General features: G+C 71.2%; 12 protein-coding genes. 1 reads left to right on the top strand and 11 read right to left on the bottom strand.

The window, feature by feature from the left end; genetic code table 11:
• Nucleotides 1–12: 12 nt before the first annotated feature.
• From ABZO31_RS03440 to ABZO31_RS03475, 8 genes are read right to left on the bottom strand one after another with little or no spacing between them, the layout of a single operon-like run.
• Nucleotides 13–4,041: an amino acid adenylation domain-containing protein gene (locus ABZO31_RS03440; protein WP_406859421.1), complete on the bottom strand. Its 4,029-nt coding sequence runs from the start codon at nucleotides 4,039–4,041 to the stop codon at nucleotides 13–15.
• A complete protein-coding gene (locus ABZO31_RS03445; protein ID WP_406859422.1) occupies nucleotides 4,038–8,690 on the bottom strand; it encodes an amino acid adenylation domain-containing protein in 4,653 nt (1,550 codons plus the stop codon). The genes ABZO31_RS03440 and ABZO31_RS03445 overlap by 4 nt, the downstream gene beginning before the upstream one ends.
• Complete coding sequence (locus tag ABZO31_RS03450) at nucleotides 8,687–9,490, bottom strand: thioesterase II family protein (RefSeq protein WP_406859423.1); 804 nt, start codon at nucleotides 9,488–9,490, stop codon at nucleotides 8,687–8,689. The genes ABZO31_RS03445 and ABZO31_RS03450 overlap by 4 nt, the downstream gene beginning before the upstream one ends.
• Nucleotides 9,487–10,233, bottom strand: a complete 747-nt coding sequence (locus ABZO31_RS03455; protein WP_406859424.1) for a thioesterase II family protein — start codon at nucleotides 10,231–10,233, stop codon at nucleotides 9,487–9,489. Before ABZO31_RS03455 ends, ABZO31_RS03450 begins: the two co-directional genes overlap by 4 nt.
• Before the next feature lie 24 nt (nucleotides 10,234–10,257).
• Complete coding sequence (locus ABZO31_RS03460; RefSeq protein WP_406859425.1) at nucleotides 10,258–11,529, bottom strand: cytochrome P450; 1,272 nt, start codon at nucleotides 11,527–11,529, stop codon at nucleotides 10,258–10,260.
• Nucleotides 11,513–13,366 (bottom strand): amino acid adenylation domain-containing protein, encoded by a 1,854-nt coding sequence (locus tag ABZO31_RS03465; protein WP_406859426.1) that lies wholly within the window; start codon nucleotides 13,364–13,366, stop codon nucleotides 11,513–11,515. The genes ABZO31_RS03460 and ABZO31_RS03465 overlap by 17 nt, the downstream gene beginning before the upstream one ends.
• Entirely contained in the window at nucleotides 13,356–14,453 is a 1,098-nt protein-coding gene (locus ABZO31_RS03470; protein WP_406865243.1) for a branched-chain amino acid aminotransferase, read from the bottom strand. Before ABZO31_RS03470 ends, ABZO31_RS03465 begins: the two co-directional genes overlap by 11 nt.
• Nucleotides 14,454–14,471: 18 nt before the next feature.
• On the bottom strand, nucleotides 14,472–15,566 hold the full coding sequence (locus ABZO31_RS03475) for an aminotransferase class I/II-fold pyridoxal phosphate-dependent enzyme (RefSeq protein ID WP_406859427.1): 1,095 nt from the start codon (nucleotides 15,564–15,566) through the stop codon (nucleotides 14,472–14,474).
• A gap of 209 nt (nucleotides 15,567–15,775) precedes the next feature.
• Between ABZO31_RS03475 and vioC the strand changes: the two genes are divergently transcribed.
• Nucleotides 15,776–16,801, top strand: a complete 1,026-nt coding sequence (vioC, locus tag ABZO31_RS03480; protein WP_406859428.1) for an arginine beta-hydroxylase, Fe(II)/alpha-ketoglutarate-dependent — start codon at nucleotides 15,776–15,778, stop codon at nucleotides 16,799–16,801.
• 66 nt (nucleotides 16,802–16,867) lie between these two features.
• Here vioC and vioD read toward each other — a convergent pair whose 3' ends face one another.
• From vioD to ABZO31_RS03495, 3 genes are read right to left on the bottom strand one after another with little or no spacing between them, the layout of a single operon-like run.
• Nucleotides 16,868–17,983, bottom strand: a complete 1,116-nt coding sequence (gene vioD / locus ABZO31_RS03485) for a capreomycidine synthase (protein WP_406859429.1) — start codon at nucleotides 17,981–17,983, stop codon at nucleotides 16,868–16,870.
• On the bottom strand, nucleotides 17,983–19,014 hold the full coding sequence (locus tag ABZO31_RS03490; protein ID WP_406859430.1) for a MupA/Atu3671 family FMN-dependent luciferase-like monooxygenase: 1,032 nt from the start codon (nucleotides 19,012–19,014) through the stop codon (nucleotides 17,983–17,985). The genes vioD and ABZO31_RS03490 overlap by 1 nt, the downstream gene beginning before the upstream one ends.
• Nucleotides 19,014–19,220: an MbtH family protein gene (locus ABZO31_RS03495; RefSeq protein WP_406859431.1), complete on the bottom strand. Its 207-nt coding sequence runs from the start codon at nucleotides 19,218–19,220 to the stop codon at nucleotides 19,014–19,016. Before ABZO31_RS03495 ends, ABZO31_RS03490 begins: the two co-directional genes overlap by 1 nt.
• Nucleotides 19,221–19,318 lie beyond the last annotated feature (98 nt).

Genomic DNA, 19,318 nt, shown 5'->3' on the forward strand with positions numbered 1-19,318 from the left:
CGGCGGCCGGGGTCAACCGGCCGCGGTCACCGCCCCGCAGCGGCCGCAGTGAGCGTCCAGGGACTTCTCGATCACCCCGGCCAGCGCCTCGGCCTGGTCCTGGAGGAAGTAGTGGCTCCCCTCGGGGATCACGGCCAGGTCCACCTTGCTGCTGAACCGGTCCCACAGCCGCACTCCACGACCGTATCCGGAGGTCATCGGGTCGGCGGTGCCCGCGATGAAGGTGATCGGTGTCGAGAGCGGCGTGGGCGGCTCCGCCGGCTCGCTCAGCCACGGCTCGGTCCCGCGCGTCCACGTCTCGGCGAAGTAGCGGCCGCCTTCGGTGACATCGTGGCGGAAGGCGCGCATCACGAACGCGATGGTCTCGTCGTCGACCTCGCTGCCGAAGCCGCCGATGGACCGCAGATAGCGCACCTCCGCCTCATCTGCCTCGGGCACACTCCCCCGGGTCGTCCCCACCGTCCGTGCGCCCACCCGGAGCCACCCTCGCTGCACCAGAGCCGCCAGCACCCGCTGCATGGCACGCCCGATGCGACGCGGCTCGTAGAAGGGGAAGGAGGCACCCAGGAACAGTCGCTCGACCGGGCGCCCCGCGGCCTCGACCCGGCGGACGACCTCGACCGCCAGCGCGACGCCCACGCAGTGCCCGTAGACGGCGACCGGGCCGGGCGGCAGCGCCAGCACGGCGGCGGCGCACTCACCGGCGATGGCGTCGACGGAACGCAACTGCGGGTCGCTGCCCGGTTCGTGTCCCGGAAGCGTCACCGCCTGGAGCGAGACGTCGGGCGACAGGTGGCCGGCGAGTGTCCGGTAGGCGATGGCGCTGCCGCCGCCGAACGGCACGCACACCAGCTGCGTCGCGGGCTGGGTCCGCGGTGCCAGGTTCAGGAGCATGCTCGCGGCGGAGGCGGGCGACTCCAGCGCGGCCGCCAGTCCACGCACGGTCGGGTGCGTGGTGATCAGCGGAACGGTGGCTCCCTCGATCCGCCGGATCGCGCGCACCGCGTCGAAGGACGTCCCGCCGAGCTGGAAGAAGTCGCTGTCGCGCTCGATCGACTGCACTCCGAGCACGGCCTCGAAGGCGGCGGCGACCGCCTTCTCGCCCGGGGTCTCCGGTCCCCTCCACGGGCGGCCGTCCGACACGCGCACCTCTCTGCGCGGATCGGGCAGCTGCTTCCGGTCGAGCTTCCCGTTCGGGCTCAACGGCATCGCGTCGAGCACGGTGACCGTCGCCGGCACCATGTAGCGCGGCAGCCGGTCGGCGAGGTACGTCCTCAGCTGCGCCGGCAGCTCCTCGCGATCGACCTCTCGGTCGGCGGCCGTCACGTACGCCGCGAGCTCGCGGTGTTCACCGCGCGCGTGGACCGTGACGGCGCTCTCGCGCACCGCGGGGTGGCCGGTCAGAGTGTGCTCCACCTCCCCGAGTTCGATCCGGTACCCGTTGATCTTCACCTGGTGGTCGATGCGGCCGAGGAATTCCAGTGACCCGTCCGCCAGCCTGCGCACCTTGTCGCCCGTGCGGTACAGCCGTCCGCCGGGGCCCGCCAGCGGATGCGCGACGAACGTGGCCGCGGTCAGTCCCGGCCGCCCCACGTACCCGGTCGCGAGCTGGACACCCCCCAGGTACAGCTCTCCCGGCACCGACCGGGGCACCTCCGCGAGCCGGCCGTCCAGGACATGGGCCCGTACGTTCGCCACCGGCCGGCCGATGGGGACCACCCCCGCGGGGGCCGTCCCGGCGCAGTCCCACCATGTGACGTCCACCGCGGCCTCGGTCGGCCCGTAGAGGTTGTGCAGCTCCACCTGCGGCAGGAGCTGCGCGAACCTGCGGGCGAGGCCATGAGGCAACGCCTCCCCGCTGCACAGCACCCGCCGCAGGGCCGGCAGCTCGACGGCGCCCGGGTCGTCCACGAACAGTTCCAGCATCGACGGCACGAAGTGAGCGGTCGTCACCTTCTCTTCCGCCAGGATCCCGGCCAGATAGGCGGCGTCCTGGTGCCCGCCCGGGCGGGCCACCACCATCACCGCACCCGTGATCAGGGGCCAGAACAGCTCCCACACGGAGACGTCGAAGCCGAACGGGGTCTTCTGCAGCACGCGGTCGTCCGGCGTCAGGCCGAAGGTGTCCTGCGCCCACAGCAGACGGTTGAGGATCGCCTCGTGCGTGATCGCGACGCCCTTCGGGCGTCCGGTGGATCCGGACGTGTAGATGACGTACGCGAGGTCGGAGCCCTGCATCGGCATCGGCATCGGCATCGGGGTCCGGCCCGTACCGGGCACCTGCACCGGAGACAGGGGGCTGACGACCGAGACCGCGCCGAGACGGCGTGCCAGGGGCGCCAGGGCGGGCTGTGCGATCACCACGTCGGCCCCGGCGTCGGTGACCATGAACGACAGTCGCGCCTCGGGAAGCGACGGCTCCAGCGGCAGGTACGCCGCACCCGCGAGCTGTGTTCCCAGGACGGCGACCACGAGGTCGGCGGAGCGTTCGAGACAGACCCCGACCGTCGATCCGCGGCTTGCTCCCGCGTCGGTCAGCGCCGCTGCCAGCGCGCACGACCGGTCCCACAGCTCGGCGAAGGTGAGCACGCCCTCCTCCGCCACCACCGCGGGCGCGGACGGCGTCCGTTCCACCCACCGCCGCACCAGCGCGGGCAGGCTCGCCCCTCGGTCGCCGTACCGCGCGAAACTCCCGGACGCCGCCGGCTCCGGCCGCCCCGACCGCGCGAGACCCGAGGCGACACCGCCGATCCTCGCCTCACGCGTCAGCCCCGTCAGGGCCGTCCGGAAGGCCGCGAGGATCTCCTCCACCTCCCGGGAGCCGATCCGGTCCCGGTGATAGAGCGCACGCAGCGTGGACGCCGCGGTGACGAAGACGGTCAGGGGTTCACTGGTCTTCTCGAAATCCGTCAGTCCCCGCAGCGTCAGCGGCTGCGCGTCGGTGCTCTCGCCGAAGTCGACGGGGTAGTTCTCCAGAACGAGCAGAGTGTCGAACAGCCGCTCGGTCGCCGTGACCCCCGTCCAGGACTTGATCTGGGCGAGCGGAGTGAACTCGAAGCGGCGCGCCGCCGCATGCGCCGCCTGGACCTCGCGCAGCCACTCCCCCACGCCGCGGTCCACGGGAACCGTGAGCTGCAGCGGAAGGCTGTTCACGAAGCTGCCGACCATCCGCTCCACCTGCGGCAGCAGCGCGGGCCGGCCCGAGCAGGCAACCCCGAACCGTACGACCGAGCCTCCGCTGAAGCACTCCGTCACGAGGGCCCATGCGGCCAGCATCAGCGTGCCCGGCGTGACACCGTGCCGGGCGGCGGTCTGCCGCACCGCGGCGCTCAACTCGTCGCCCAGCGCGAGGTTGTGCTCGTCGATGACCGAGGGCGGAGCGTCCGGCGCGACCGGCCGCAGAGGCGCCAGTCTGTCGAACCCGGCGCCGTTCCCGAGGGTTTCGGCCCAGTACTCCTGTGCGGCGTCCAGGTCCTGCTGCTGGAGCCAGGCGATGTAGTCGCGATAGGGCGGAGCGGGTGCCGGAGGCGGTGTCCCCGCGGTGAGGCTGAGGTAGCGGGCGACGACCTCCCCGATGACCAGCGGCACGGACCAGCCGTCGATCGGCAGCATGTGGTGGGTCCACACCACGAGGTGCCGCTCGGCGCCCAGGCGCACGAGGTCGAGGCGGAGCAGGGGGGCCTGTGCCGGGTCGAACCCTGCCGCCCGCTCGGCCGCGAGCAGCTGCTCCGCCTTCTCGTCCTGGACGGCCTGCTCCACACCGGACCAGTCGTGACGGCGCAGGTCGACGGTCACATGGCGGTGCACGACCTGCAGGGGCGTGTCCATGCCCTCCCAGTGGAAGGAGGTGCGCAGGGCAGGGTGTGCGCGGACGGTCTGCTGCCAGGCGGTCTCCAGCGCGCCTGCGTCGAGCCGCCCGTCGACGGCGAAACTGTGCTGCGCCAGGTACGTGTCGGAGTCTCCGCCGTAGAGGCTGTGCAGCAGCATGCCCTGCTGCAGCGGCGACAGCTCGTAGACGTCCTCCACGTCCTCCGGGCTCATTCAGCCTGCCTCTCGGCGAGCCTGCCGAGCAGGCCGTCGAGCTGGGCCCGGTCGACGCGCGCGAGCGGGAAGCTCGCCGACGCGCCCTCCGGGGCCGCCGCGCCGATCAGCGTGCGGAGGTGGGAGAGGTGGCTCGTGGAGAGACGTTCCACGGTCCCGGCGTCGTGCCGCCGCTCGCCGTACTGCCAGGCGACGACGAGTTCACCGGCGCGGACACCGGCGCGGACCTCGAGGGGATAGGGCCGGAGGTCCACGGGGCTGCGGTCCCCGCCGACGGTGTCCGCCGCGACGGAGAAGGTCCCGGACGCGGGCTCCATGGCCTTGCCCGTATAGGCGAACGAGAGATCGACCGGCGCCGCGTCCAGCGGCTCGCGCCCCTGCCGGAGCAGCTGCCAGCCGGTGCCGCCCGCGGGCACGGCCCGCAGGGTCTCCTTGACGGTGCGGAGCGTCTCCTCCCCGGCGGCCCGCAGGAGCAGCGGGTGGGTGGGACCGAACCAGCCGACGGTACGCGTCACATCGACGTCGTCGAACAGCTGCGCCCTGTCGTGGCGGACGAGATCGACGAGGTGCCGCTCGGCACCGGTCATTTCCTCGAGGGTCCGGGCCAGCGCCGCCAGCAGCAGTTCCTCGACCGTGCAGGCCAGCCGCTCGGGCGCCCCGAGCAACGCCGAGGTCGCGGCCGGATCGAGACGCGCGGTGACGGTCCGGGAACCGGCTTCGGTGTCGGGGCCCTGCTCCTCCGGGTGGTCGTCGGGCAGCCGCCCGCGCAGCACCCCGCCGGGACCTCCGGTCACCACCTCGGACCAGTACGGGCGTTGGCCCTGTACGGACTCCGATGACGCGTAGGAGGCGAGCCGGCGCGTCCAGGACTGCCACGACGTGGTCTTCGGCAGGAACCGCAGCGGCTCGCCGGCGGACAGCTGCACCACCGCGGTCTCCAGGTCCGCGAGGAGGATCCTCATGGACGCCTCGTCTGCCACCAGCCGGTGGGCCACCACGGCCAGCCGGTCCGCCCGCCCCCGGCCGGGTCGCAGCAACGCGACCCTGATCATCGGCCCGACCGCCGGATCGAGGCTGCGCTGCAGTTCGGCACAGACCTCCTCGGTCCGCTGATCCGGGTCCTGGCCGGACGCGAAGTCGTAGCACGCGAACGGCGTCTCGTCCCCGCGCGGGGCGATGCGCGACCGGGTCCGGGCCCCCGCGAGCAGCAGCCGCTGGCGCAGCCCGTCATGGTGCCCGAGCACCGCCTCGACGGCCGCGCGCAGCACCTCGGGATCGACCGCGACGGCCAGGTCCAGCAGCACCGACAGGTTCCACTGCGCGGGTGCCGTCAACCCGGCCGTGCACAAAGCGTGCTGGGTGGGCGCGAGGGGCGCCGGACCCGTGACGTCCGCCTGCTCGGCATCGACGGTGCGGCCGGCCTCGACCACCACGGCGAGCCGGCCGACCGAGGGGTTCGCGAAGAGGTCGTACGGCGTCAGCCGCAGGCCCGCCTGCTGCGCCTGGGCGACCACCTGGATCGCGAGGATCGAGTCGCCGCCGACCTCGAAGAAGTTGTCGTCGACGCCGATCTCCGCGACGCCCACCACACCGGCGACGATCCCCGCCAACGCCTTTTCCGTCGCCGACTCCGGCGCGCGGAAGCCTGCTCGGGCGGTCGCGTCCGCACCGCCCGGAGCGGGCAGGCGCGCGCGGTCGATCTTGCCGTTCGCGTTGAGCGGCAGCTCCGCTATCTCGACGAACGCCGAGGGAACGAGGTAGGAGGGCAGCCGGTCGAGGAGGAAGTCCCGCAGCAGGGCGGCCACACCGGTCATCCCCGCCGTCGGCACCACATGCGCCACGAGCCGCCGGTCTCCCGGAGCGGGCTCATGGACCGTCACCACGGCCTCGGCGACGCCGGGATGGTCGAGAAGCGCCGATTCGACCTCGGTGGGCTCGACGCGGAAACCGCGAATCTTGACCTGTGTGTCCACCCGGGAGTGGAACTCGAGGTTGCCGTCGGTGCGGCGGCGCACCAGGTCGCCCGTGCGGTAGACCCGCTCGCCCGGCCGGGTCGGGTCCGCGACGAAGCGCTGTGCGGTGAGGCCCGGGCGCCCCAGATAGCCGCGGGCCAGGCTGACACCACCGATGTAGAGCTCGCCCACGCCCCCGGCCGGGACCGGCTGCATCCGGCGGTCGAGGATGCGCAGGTCGGCCGAGGGGAGCGGGGTGCCGATCGGCAGGTTCGGCCACTCCGTCTCCGGATCGTCCGGGTCCAGCCGGAAGAAGGTGGAACTGACCGTCGTCTCGGTGAGCCCGTACACGTGGGCGAGGGGGACGCCGGTACGCCGCCACATGGCGAGGCGCTCGGGCAGGACCCGCTCACCGCCGATGATCACCAGGCGGAGGTGCCTGGGGAGTTCCAGGCCCAGCCGGTCGATCTCGCGCGCCCACTCGTGCCAGTAGGCCGTGGGCAGCTCCATCACGGTCAGATGTTCCCGCTCGACCAGCGCGGCCAGGTCGTCCTCACCGCTGATCAGGTGCTTCGTCGGCATGACCACGGCGCCGCCGGCGAGCCAGGTCGGGAACAGCTCCTCGGCGAGTACGTCGAAACCCGGCGAGGCGAACTGCAGGAACCGGTCGCCGGTGCCCAGGCCGAGTCGGTCCACCACGTCGCGCGCGAACACCGCGAGCGAGCGGTGCTCGATCACGGCGCCCTTCGGACGACCGGTCGATCCGGAGGTGTAGACGACGTACGCCGCCGCTGCCGGATCCGGCGGGTCGAGGTCTCCCTCGTCCGCCGCGGACTCGTCGGCCCCGTCCATGAGCACGGTGGTCCACCCGCCGGAGCCCGGCACGTCCGCCAGCAGCTCCTCGGTGACCAGGACGCGTACATCCGCGTCGGCGAGCAGGAACGCCATGCGTTCCGGCGGGTACGTCGGGTCGATGGGCACGTAGGCCCCGTGTGCCTTGAGCACCGCCAGGATCGCCACGGCCAGGGCCGGGGACCGGTCCACCAGGACACCGACGCGCGCGTCCCGGCGCACTCCCGCGGCGCGCAGCCTGCGGGCCAGCCGGTTCGCACGGCGGTTGAGTTCCGTGTAGCTGGTCGCGACGCCGTCCCAGACCACCGCCGGAGCGTAGGGGGCGAGCCGCACGCGGTTCTGGAACTGCTCGACGAATCCGCTCACCTCGGCCGGGACCGCCGGCTTGCTCTCCGCGGCGCCGACTTCGAGTTCGACGGCCCAGACCGGTGTGTCCGGATCGTCGACGAGCTGACGGAGCACCCGCTGGAACTGCTCGGCCAGCAACGCGACCGTGGCCGTGTCGAAGAGCTCGGACATGAAGTGCCACTGGATCTGCAACGTCCCGGCGGCCGGCGTGACGTTGAGGGTGAGGTCGACCGACGTCTTGGCCGGGGCGATCGACACCGGCGTGATGCGCAGCCCCGGCAGTTCCAGCGTCATGTCGGGCACGGTGAGCACGTTGATCCAGACCCGGCTGAACGAGGTGCGGGTCGACTCACGGCCGAGGTCGAGGCCCTCGGCGACCCGCTCGTACGGGAGGTCCTGGTGGTCGAGCGCGCCGGCCAGCGTCGCGTGGGCCTCCCGGACGACCTGACGGAGCGTCAGTCCATCGTGGATCCGCACCCGCAGCGGCAGCGGGTTGGCGAAGCTGCCGATGAGCCGCTGGGTCTCCCCGCGGGTGCGTCCCGACACGAGCGACCCGACGACCACGTCGTCCTCGCCCGAGTACCGGTTGAGCAGCACGGAGCAGGCGGCCAGCAGCACGCCGAAAAGCGAGGCGCCCTCCTTCTCCCCGAACCGCTGGACGCCCGCCGCCAGCTCCTCGGGAAGGCGCGTGTCGTACACGCCGCCGGCATACGTCGGGCGCGCCGGACCGGGGCGGTCGGCCGGCAGTGCCGACTCGACCGGCATGCCCGCCAACTGCTCTCGCCAGTACCGGACTTCGAGCTCTTCCTTCTCCTCGGTGCGCTCCGCGCGCTGCCACGCGGCGAAGTCCCCGAACTGGATGTCGAGCGGCGGGAGGTCCGCAGGGGCGTCGCCGAGGCGGCTGCGGAACGTCGCGGCCAGCTCCTCGACGATGATCGCCAGCGACCAGGCGTCCGAGGCGGCGTGGTCGGCTGCGAACAGCGCCACATGCACCTCCGCCTCCAGCCTCAGCAGCGTCACCCGCAGGCGTTGCGGATCAGCGGGGTCGAACGGGCGCGTCATGTCGCGGCGGGCGAGCCGTGTGACCTCGTCCGTCTGCCGTGACGGCGCCACGTGCGTCAGGTCCACCACCGGCGTCGGCACCGGCGTCACCGCCTGGACGACCTGAACCGGTGTCCCGTGTCCGTCGAGCTCGATCGTCGTACGCAGCACCTCGTGCCGCTCGACGATCCCGGTGAGGACGCTGCTCAGCAGGGTCAGGTCGAGGCCGCCTTCCAGCCGCAGAGCGCCGGTGATGTTGTTGACCGAGCGGATCTGCCCGACCGCCCACTCCCGGTGCTGGGCGACACTCAGCGGCGTCGCGGCGGAGCGGTCGCGCGGCAGGATCCGGCCTACCGTGCTCTGCCCGCGCGCGGCGGCGCGGTCGGCCAGACGGGCCTCGAGCACGGCCCGCTGCTCCGGCGGCAGTGCGGCGATGCGCGCTTCCAGGTCGCTCACTTCGCCACTCCTTCGTTCGTGGGCACCTGCACCTGCAGCTCACCGAGCATGCGGCCGACGGAGTCGATCACCCTTGCCTCGGACGCGGAGTCGAAGAAATGCCCGCACGGCAGCACGTCCATCGAGAAGGCCGCCGTCGTCTCGTCCCGCCAGGCCCGCATGCGATCCGGCCCCGCCTCGTCGTCCTGCTCCGCGGCGAAGGCGTGGATCGGTATGTCGAGCGGAACGTCCGGGTGGAAGTCGTGGGTGCTCAGCACCGTCAGGTCCGCCTCCAGTACGGGCAGCAGAGCGGCCAGCAGACCGGCCTCGGCGAGCACGGACGGCGGGGTGCCCCCCATCTCCCGTACATAGCCTTCGAGTCCGTCGTCGCGGTCCTCCCAGAGCCAGCTCCCGTCGTCGAGGGCCGGCCCGCCGCTCGCGGCCACGAACAGCGCACGGGGTCCCGGCAGTCCACGCTCGCGCAGGGCATGCGCCAGCGCCCACGCCACCCGCGCGCCCATGCTCGATCCGTAGCAGGCGAACGGCCGGCCCAGCGACGGCCCCAGGACCGTGATCAGCTCCTCCACCAGCGGCTCCATCCGAACATGGCGTTCTTCCAGGAACCGGTCCGCCCGCCCCGGAAGCTGCACGCCGATGACGTCCACCGACGGAAGCAGCGCGGGCCAGTGGCGGAAGAGCCCCGCGCTCCCCCCGGCGTAGTGGAAGCAGAGCAGCGTGGTCGACCCGGTCGGCGCGGGTGCGGCGAACCGCTTGAGCAATCGCCGTTCCCGCTCCGTCGGCGTGCCCCCGGCGCCGCTCATGAGGTGGCCCCGAGGGCGGCACCCATCAGGTCGAGCAGGTCGGCCGGCGCCTCGATGAACCGGTGGTGACCGCCCTCGAGCAGCACCGACTTCGTGTCCCCGCACGTCGGCCAGCCACCCATGGTGGAGTAGGGGATCTCCTCGTCCCCGGTCCAGCCCACGGCGATGATCGGACACGGCAGCCGGATGGGCTCGGGCACGACGTACCGCTTGTTGGTCTCCACGTCGGCGCGCAGTACCTCGAGGTACAGCTCGATCAGTTCGGCGGACGGCGTGCCGCCCAGTTCGCGGATCAGCTTCTCCAGCTCGGCGCCCAGCTCGTGGTCGTCCATCTCGAGGAACCTGCCGGCGGGGCCGTCCTGGGGGGCGACCTCGGACGAGACGAACAGCGCGGACGGAGTCGCCACGTTCCTGGTGACCAGCTGCACCGAGGTCTCGTACGCCGCGAGCGCCGACCCGCAGTGGCCGAAGAAGCCGAACGGCACGTCGAGGTAGGGGGCGAGCCCTTCGATCATCTGCTCGCCGAGCTCCGCGTAGGAGGTGAAGTTGGGCTCGGCGAACCGTGACTCGTGCCCCGGAAGCTCGACCGGCAGGAACTCCACGCCGTCCCGCTCCGCGGGCCACTGCCGGTACATGCTCGCGCCGCAACCCGAATAGGGAATGAGGAAGACCCGTGCGCGCGCGGCCCGCGAGGGTTCACGGGGCAGCCAGCGGTTGCGCAGGGGAGGTCGGGACGAGGACATGGGGAACCTTTCCGACGTTCGGACTCAGCCTGTGTGGACAGGCGACGCGGTGATCGGCAGCTTCCGGTGACCGGAGACGAAGTTGGAGCGCAGACGCTGCGGCTCGCCGGCCGGCTCGAACGCCGTGAACCGCGTCAGCAGTTCGTTGAACAAGGTGCGCAGGGTGACCCGCGCGACGGTGTGCCCCACGCAGTAGTGCGGGCCGATCCCGAAGGCCAGATGCTTGTTCGGGCGCCGGCGCAGGTCGAAGCGCTCCGGATCCGGGAACACCGCGCCGTCCCTGTTCGCCGCGCCGAGCCAGCTGACCACGGCGTCGCCGGCCCGTATGCGGGTCCCGTGGAGTACCACGTCGTCGACGGCGTACCGCATGAAGTGGCTGACCGGTGAGCCCAGTCGCAGCGCCTCCTCCACCGCGGTCGGGGTGGCGGTGAGGTCCTCGGCCCACCGGTCGAGGGTCCCGTCGGCGATGTGCTCGGTCATCATGTAGTTGGGGGCGTGCGGCGTCGTGACGACCGCTCCGAGCAGCACGCTGTAGCAGTTCGACATGACCTCGCCGGGGGTCATGGTGCGTCCGTCCACCTCGGTGGTGATCAGCACGCTGATGAGGTCGTCGCCGAGGTTGCGCTGCCGCTCGCGGTAGATGTCCTGGAAGTACGCGAACAGTTCGCGGTGGGCGGCGTCCAGCGTCGCCTGGGTGCCCCCGTCCTTCTGGTAGGCGGGATCGTCGGCGGCGATCGAGGCGACCAGGAGCTCTCCCAGCCGCGGCCAGTCCGCCCGGGGCAGCCCCATGGACTCGCCGCCGATGGCCACCGGCAGGGCCAGCATCGCCTCCGCGAAGTCGAAGCCGCCGTCGGCGGCCAGCGGTGCCAGCGCCTCGTCGACCAGGCGGCTGATCATGCTCTGCTGCTTCTCGATGGACTTGATGGCGAGCGCCTTCTGCAGGCGCGCCCGCATGACGGTGTGACGCGGCGGATCGGTCGCGGCGATCTGCCGCCCGCCGGCCGGGTCCTCCACCCCCAGAATGTTGATCATGGTGCCGCGTTCCGAGGTGAAGCCGGCGGCGTCGCGCAGCACCCGCTCCACGTCGTCGTAGGTCACCACCGACCAGAAGCCGTTGTGGTCGTCCACCTGGGTCCACTCCAGGTGGTCCTCCTCGCGCATCCGGGCCCAGACCCCGCGGAAACCCAGCTCGGTGAAGGCCTCGGAGTGCGCCAGGCCGGCGGCGGCCGCACCGACGGGGCAGCCCGCGGCCGGAGCGGCGGGCGATCCGGCCTCGTTGCTACGGAGCGGACGCATCCGTACTCCTCTCGGGTTCCGACTCCCCCGCGCCGCCGCGGAGTTCCTTCGCGAGTTCGGCGATCGTCGGGCGCAGGTACAGCGTGCGGGCGGGCAGTGTCGCGTCGAACTCCACGGGCAGCGCGGCCAGCAGTTCGGCGGCGAGCAGCGAATGCCCGCCCAGGTCGAAGAAGTTGTCCTCGACGCCGACCTGGTCGATGTCCAGCGCCTCGCTCCAGATCTCGGCCAGCCGGGCCTCGACGGAGTCCCTGGGCGCCACGTACGCGTTCCACACGTTCCGCGGGATCTTCGCCGACGGCAGTGCGGAACGGTCGACCTTCCCGTTCGGGTTGAGCGACAGCTCGGGGTGCAGGACGATCGCCCACGGGACCAGGTGGGCCGGCAGCACCGCCTGCAGCTGCTCGCGCAGCGAGGCGCTGAACGCCGCCCAGGTCGACGGGTCGCGGTCGCCGGCGGCGACGTACGCGATCAGGCGGGTGTCGCTCGCCCCGTACGTGCGGGGCACCACGGCGGCCTGCGCGACACCGGGGAGGCGCAGGATCTCCGACTCCACCATGCTCGGCTCGACACGGTAGCCGCGGATCTTCAGCTGCCGGTCCACCCGGCCGAGGAACTCGAGGGTGCCGTCGTCACGCCACCGCGCCAGGTCGCCTGTTCGGTACATCCGGCTGCCCGGGGCGGCCGCGGGGTCGAGGTCCGCGACGAAGCGCGCCGCCGTCTCCGGGCCTCGGTGCAGGTATCCGTTCGCCACCCCGCTGCCGCCCACCCACAGCTCGCCGACCTCTCCGTCGGGCACGGGCTGCAGGTCGGCGCCGCGGACCACGGCGGAGCTGCCGTCGATCGGGACCCCGATGGGCACCGTGGGTGCCGAGCCGGGCTCGCTCGTGGTCCAGCAGGTGCTGAAGGTGGTGTTCTCCGTCGGTCCGTAGCCGTTGGTGAAGAGCATGCCGGGGTAGGCGGTCATGACCCGGCTCACGTGCGCGGGGGACAGCACGTCGCCGCCGGCGAGCAGATGCCGGATCCCCGCGAGGCCGTCCAGGTGGTGCATCACCATCTTGTGGAACAGACCCGACGTCAGCCACAGCACGGTGACGCCCTCGGCGCGCATGATCCCGGCCAGGTCGGCGAGATCGAGGTTGGCGTGCAGCGGCGGTCCCAGGGCGAGCCTCAGGCCGCGCACCAGGGGCATCCAGATCTCGAAGGTGGACACGTCGAACCCGACGCGGGTGAGCTGGAAGAACACGTCGTCGTCGCGGACCTCGATCCAGGACGGGTCGTCGACGAGCCGGAACACGGCCCGGTGCGAGACGACCACGCCCTTGGGGTCCCCGGTGGATCCCGACGTGTAGCAGACGTACGCGGGGCTGTCGACGGGAGTTCCGCCGGCCTCGTCGGCCGGGTCGGTGCCGGCTCCTGCTGTCCCGGCATCGACGACGTCGTCGATGCGCACCACGACCGGGAGGTCGATCCGAGGGGCGAAGGCGCCGTTGGTGATGACGTGTCGGGCGCGGGTGTCGGCCAGGATCCGCTCGCGCTGACCGGTGGGCTCGGCCGGATCCAGATAGAGGTAGGCTCCGCCGGCGCGCAGTACGGCCGTCAACGCCACGATCAGGTCGATCGACCGGTCGAGGAGCACCACGACGATGTCGCCGTGCGCCACCCCGGCGCTCCGCAGGCGCCGCGCCAGCACCGCCGATCGCGTGTCCAGCTCGCCGTAGGTGATCCGCAGGTCCCCGTGGCTGACGGCGACGGCCTCCGGTGTACGGCGGGCCTGCGCGACGACCATCTCGTGGATACAGCGCGGTTCGCGCACGCGGACTTCGAGTTCAGCGGACATGATGGACCCAGCCCTCCGGGTCGGGCGCCGAACCGTGCTGGATTCCCAGCAGCTCCCGGCGCAGCCGCAGTGTCACCGGCCCCGGCTCGCCGTCGGAGACCGTCCATTGCCCGTTCTCCGACTTCACGGTGCCGACGGGTGCGATCACCGCCGCCGTTCCGCAGGCGAACACCTCGGTGAGCTCACCCGACGCGCATTCCTCGCGCCACTGGTCGATGGAGACGGGGCTCTCGACCGCGTCGTAGCCCAGTTTCGGCGCCAGGGTGAGGAGCGAGTCACGCGTGATGCCGGGCAGCAGGGTGCCGGTCAGCGGCGGGGTCGTCAGGCGCGGTCGTCCGCCGGGCCGCGCATGGACGAAGAAGAGGTTCATGCCCCCCATCTCCTCGGCCCACCGGTGTTCCTCGGCGTCCAGCCAGACCACCTGGTCGCACCCGTGGGCCGTTGCCTCCAGCCCTGCGGCGAAGGCGCCCGCGTAGTTGCCGCCCGTCTTGGCGTATCCCGTGCCGCCGCGGACCGCGCGCGTGTAGTTCGTCGACAGCCAGACCGACAGGGGCCTGGGCGTCCCGCCGCCGAAGTACGCGGTGGCCGGCGAGGCGACGACGCAGAACAGGAAGGTCCGCGACGGGTGGGTGAAGCCGAGCGAGGGGTCCGTGGCGATCATGAAGGGGCGCAGGTACAGGCTCCGGCCGGCTCCTTCCGGCACCCAGGCGCGGTCGTGGGCCACCAGCAGTTCGACCGCCTTGACGAAGATCTCCGGGGGCAGTTCGGGCATCGCCATGCGCCGCGCCGAAGCGTTGAACCGTGCCGCGTTCGCGTCCGGACGGAACAGCGTGACCGCTCCGTCAGGCCGGCGGTACGCCTTCATCCCCTCGAACAGCGCCTGCCCGTAGTGGAACACCGAGGTCGCCGGCTCCAGCGTGAACGCCCCGTACGGTTCGAGGCGTCCGTCGTGCCAACCGCGCTCGGCGGACCAGCGCAGCGTCACCATGTGATCGGTGAACGTCTGCCCGAACCCCGGTTCCTTCAGCACCGCTTCGCGTTCGGCCGCGGGCAGGGGTCTGCTCGTCGGGCTGATCGCGAAGTCCATCGTCGCGGCGGTCACCGCTCACCTCCGGGCGGAGTAGGCGTCGGCCAGGGCCGCGGCTGCGGTGTGGACGACTTCGTACGGCCGCGCGAGCGACATGCGTATGCTGCGCTGGCCGCTCTCGGGATCGGCCCAGTAGAAGGGGGCACAGGGCAGCACGTGCGCTCCGCGGTCCCTCAGGTCGTGGTACAGCTGCGAGGAGTCGGGGCCGCCCTCCGGCAGCGCGACCCGCGCCACGCTGATCTGGGAGTCGGGGTCGGCCAGACCGGTGCCGACGGCCTCGATCGCCTCGCGCACCGCGCTGCGGTTCCGCTCGACGAGAGCGCGGGCGCGCTCGTAGCCGCCGTCGGCCCAGTCGCCGGCCAGCGCCTCGACCAGCTGCAGCACCACCGGTGACGCGGCCAGCATCGACTCGGAGAAGGCACGCCTGATCGGGAGCGTGGTCCGTTCGCTGTAGGCCAGCATCCCGATCTTCAGCTCGTGCATCGGCCACAGCTTGCCGGTGTCCTCGATGATGATCCAGTCCGCACCCGCGGCCTCGAGAACGGCGTACGTGTCGTACTGCGCGTCCCGCACCTGGCCGCGGAAACTGGCGTCGACGATCACCGTCTGGCCGTGCCGCGCGGCGTGCTCGGCCAGCGAGCGCAGATGGCCCTCCGGGGTGACCAGGCCCGTCGGGTTGTTCGGCATGGTGATGACGACGACGCTCACCGGTGATCCCGGCCAGTCCTGGTTGAGCAACGCCTCTTCCTGCAGCGGCACCAGTTTCAGACCTCGGGTCTGGAAGAGGTCGGCGATGTTGTCGAACGTCGGATGCAGGACGGCGACGGTCGCGCCCGCCGGCAGGGCGCGCGCCACGATGTCGGTGGCGAGCGTCGAGGAGTAGCAGCTCAGGATGCGGCCGGTGCCGATCGGTGCCGAGCGCTGCCCGATGGCGCCGAGGAAGGCGGTGTGCGCCGCCTCCTCGATGGCCGGAAAGGCTCGGCGGGTGGCGATCGCGAACATCTCCGGGATGCGGGCGACGATGGCTGCCTGCTCCGGCGTCAACGCCAGACGCGCATGTCCGTCCGTCAGATTGAGGCCACCGTCGGGATCTGTCAGAGCGTCGACTTCCATCAAGGTCAGGTTCGCGGTCACAAATTCCCTCGTCTGCCGATATCAAGGATTCCGAATCGGGATCAACGCTGGAGACCATATTTTGGGAGGGCGTTGATTACTTGTCCCTTGTATTGGGCACCTCCACCGCCGCCGCGTGGACTCGTACGCTTGTGCGCGCTCTACGTGTCCTGAACTCGCCGCGCACCAGGGCGGCAGAAGGAAGTGCGATGAACAAGCTCACGCTGACGGCGCACGACCGTACGGAAGTCGCCCCGCTGCTCCGCGACATCGCTGCCCGGTACACCACCATCGAGGATCCGGAGCTCCAGCGACGGGCTCCGCTGCTCGCCCGGCGACTGCCCGCGCGTCTCCTGGAGTTCCTCGAGGACCACCGGTTGCGCGAGCCGGCGGCGCTCTGCCTGGTCTCCGGCTTCGAGGTGGACGAGGAGGAGATCGGACCGACACCGGAGCACTGGCGCGGCAGCCACGTCTCCTCGCCCACCCTGCGCCACGAGGTCTTCTTCCTGCTGTGCGCCTCGGTGCTGGGCGACGTGTTCGGCTGGTCGACCCAGCAGGACGGCCGGATCATGCATGACGTCCTGCCCATCAAGGGCCACGAGCATTACGAACTCGGGTCGAACAGCCTCCAGCACCTGTCCTGGCACACGGAGGACGCGTTCCACCCCTGCCGCGGGGACTACGTCGCCCTGATGTGCCTGAAGAACCCCGATGCCGTCGAGACGACGGTCTGTGACGCGGGCGATCTCGACTGGTCCGGGCTGGACGTCGAGGCGCTCTTCGAGCCGGCCTTCACCCAGATGCCCGACAACTCCCACCTGCCGGTGAATTCGACGTCAACCGGCGATCCGACGATCCGGAGGCTGCGCGAGGACAGCTTCCGGACCATCGAGGAGTGGAACGCGAATCCGGTCAAGCGACCGGTCCTTTTCGGCGACCGGGCCGATCCCTACATGGTCCTGGACCCTTACCACATGAAAACCGAGGGCTGGAGCGAACGCTCGCTGACGGCTTACACCGGGCTGTGCGACGAGATCGAGTCCAAGATGAAGGGCATCGCCCTGGAGCCGGGCGATGTCGCCTTCATCGACAACTTCCGCGCCGTGCACGGCCGCAACTCCTTCCGGGCCCGCTACGACGGAAGCGACCGCTGGCTGAAGCGTCTGAACATCACGCGCAACCTCCGTGGTTCGCGGGCCTGGCGCCCGGCCGCGGACGACCGGGTCATCTACTAGGTCGTCCGCTACGTCCCTCTCCTGGTGCCCCGATCCGTGAGTCCGGCAGCGGAACCGCTGCCGGACTCACGGCTTCAGCAGCAGATCCAGGTTGGCCAGCCCCGCCGTGAGCTCGGCACGGGTGCCTCCGAAGCCCAGCCGGACGTGATTGCGGTACGCGTCACCGAAGCACTCCCCGGGAATCAGCAGCGTGCGGTACTCCTCGGCGAGCCTGCGGCACACCTCGGTCACGTCCGGGACGCCGGTCAGTTCGACGAGCGCGCTGACGCCGCCCGCAGGAGGGGTCAGCCGGACGTGGTCGGGCCGCTCCCGCGCCCACGCGAGCAGCAGTTCCCGGTTCCCCGCGGCGTGTTCGCGTTGCATCGCGACGATGCGGTCGGCGTTGCGGACGGCCCGCTCGGCGAAGAACTCGAGCACCGGTGAGACGTAGAGCGCCACGTAGTCGCGTATGTACGCCATCTCCGTCAGCAGCTTGGGGGGCGCCAGGCACCAGCCGGTACGGATGCCCGCCAGGCCGTAGCTCTTCGAGAACGTGCCGAAGGACAGGCTGCGCTCGTAGCGGTCGTGCGGCAGCGGCAGGTTCTCGGCCTCGTAGGTCATCTCGCCGAAGGCGTTGTCCCAGACGAGCCAGGCGCCGGCGGCGGCCGAGATCTCGATCAGCTCGTCCTGCTGCTCGCGGGTGAGGGAGACACCCGTGGGGTTGTGCGGGAAGTTGACCACGATCATGCGCGGCCGCTCCACCGCCACGAGCTCCCGCAGCCGGTTCATCTCGACGGCGAACCCGTCACCGGAGGAGAGATCCCACCTGCGCAGGCGACACCCCCGGGCCACGGCGATGTCATGCAGTTGCTGGTAGGCGGGATCGACCACGATGACATCGTCCCCGGGCCGCACCAGGGTCTGCATGACGAGCCAGATCGCTTCACTGGACCCATGGGTGACCATCACCCGCTCGCTGTCCCCGCCGGTCCAGCGATCGGCCAGCGCGGCGCGCAGATTCCGGCCCCCGAGGGGCTCGCTGTCGTGGAACGGAAGCGCCGACAGTTCGGCCAGCTCGAAGCCGGCGACGTCGCACAGCTCACCGACGGTCAGATCCCGGACGCCGCTGCTGCCGATGTCGTGGTCGACCGCGTGGTAGTAACGCCGCATCCATTCTTCGAGCTTCGCGAGTGGCAGTTCCATTACTCCCCCAACCCTCGGACCGACGACGCGAGATCGTCGAGATCGTCAAGGCTCTCGAGAACCAGTTCCGGGTCGATGCCGAAGTCGACCAGGAAGGCGATCTCGGTGACACCGATCCCGGCGAAGCGGCGGATCCGCTCCGCACAGGTGGCCTTGTCGCCGACGAGGCCGCCGCCGCCCCGCAGCCGGCTCTTGGCCGTGGCCACCATGTCGTCCAGATCGGCCGCCGTGACGTCGGCCGCCTCGTTCTGCAGCTGCAGATCGAGGTGGCGGCGGATGTAGGCGTCGTAGGACGAGTCGAGTGCCTCCACCACGGCGTGCGGATCGTCATTGACGTACGTGTGCAGCATCAGCCCGACCCGGGGTTCCGGGGTGTGGCCGGACGGCACGAACTCGGAACGGTAGAGGGTGATTCTCCGTTCGAGGTCGTCGAAGCGCCGTCCGGTGAAGTTCGTGACGATGCCCATGCCTCGCCGCGCCGCGTGCACGAACGTCGTGTCGGACTGCCCGGACATCCACAGGGGAATCTCGGATCGCCGCGGGCGCGGATATGTCATGACCGAGATCTGGTCACCGTTGCCGTCGGTCCGCTTCTCCGCGCCCCCCTGCCACAGCCGCGTGAAGCGGTCCATGGCATCGTCCAGGGACGCGAGTCGCCCCTCGTAGGCGTCCGGTGCCAGGACGAAGTCGTTGGCGTGCCAGCCACTGGAGAAGGCGATCTCCGCGCGTCCGGCCGACAGGTTGTCGACCACCGACCACTCCTCGGCGACACGGACGGGATCGTGCAGGGGAAGCACGACACTGCCCGCCCTGATCGCCACCCTGCTGGTCGACACGGCCAGTGCGGCACCCAGCACCGAGGGGTTGGGGTACAGACCGCCGAACACGTGGAAGTGCCGTTCGGGCGTCCACAGCCCGCACATGGCGCTGTCGTCGATGCGCGCGGCGACGGCCTTCACCAGCGCGTACTGGTCCGTTCCGGCCCCTCCCGCCTCCGCGTCCGCGGAGAAGAAGAAGATGCTGGTGTCCACTAAGCGATGCCTTCGACGCGGGCGCTGCGCGGCCGCAGATCCGTCCAGGTCTTCTCCACGTGATCGAGACACCCCTGGCGCGTATCGGCCTCATGGCTGATGCTCCATCCGGCCGGGACGTCGAGAGTCGCCGGCCACAGGGAGTACTGCTCCTCGTCGTTCACGAGCACGAGAAAGGTGCCGTCGGGATCGTCGAACGGATTCATGGTGCCTCACTCATCGTGTGTCGACAGCTCGGACAAGAGGCAAGCTACTGCCGGACCACCTGCTTGCACTGTCACGTGAAGCCAGGACACCGACGGCC

The sequence above is a fragment of the Streptomyces solicamelliae genome, assembly GCF_045348655.1.
Lineage (GTDB): Bacteria > Actinomycetota > Actinomycetes > Streptomycetales > Streptomycetaceae > Streptomyces > Streptomyces solicamelliae.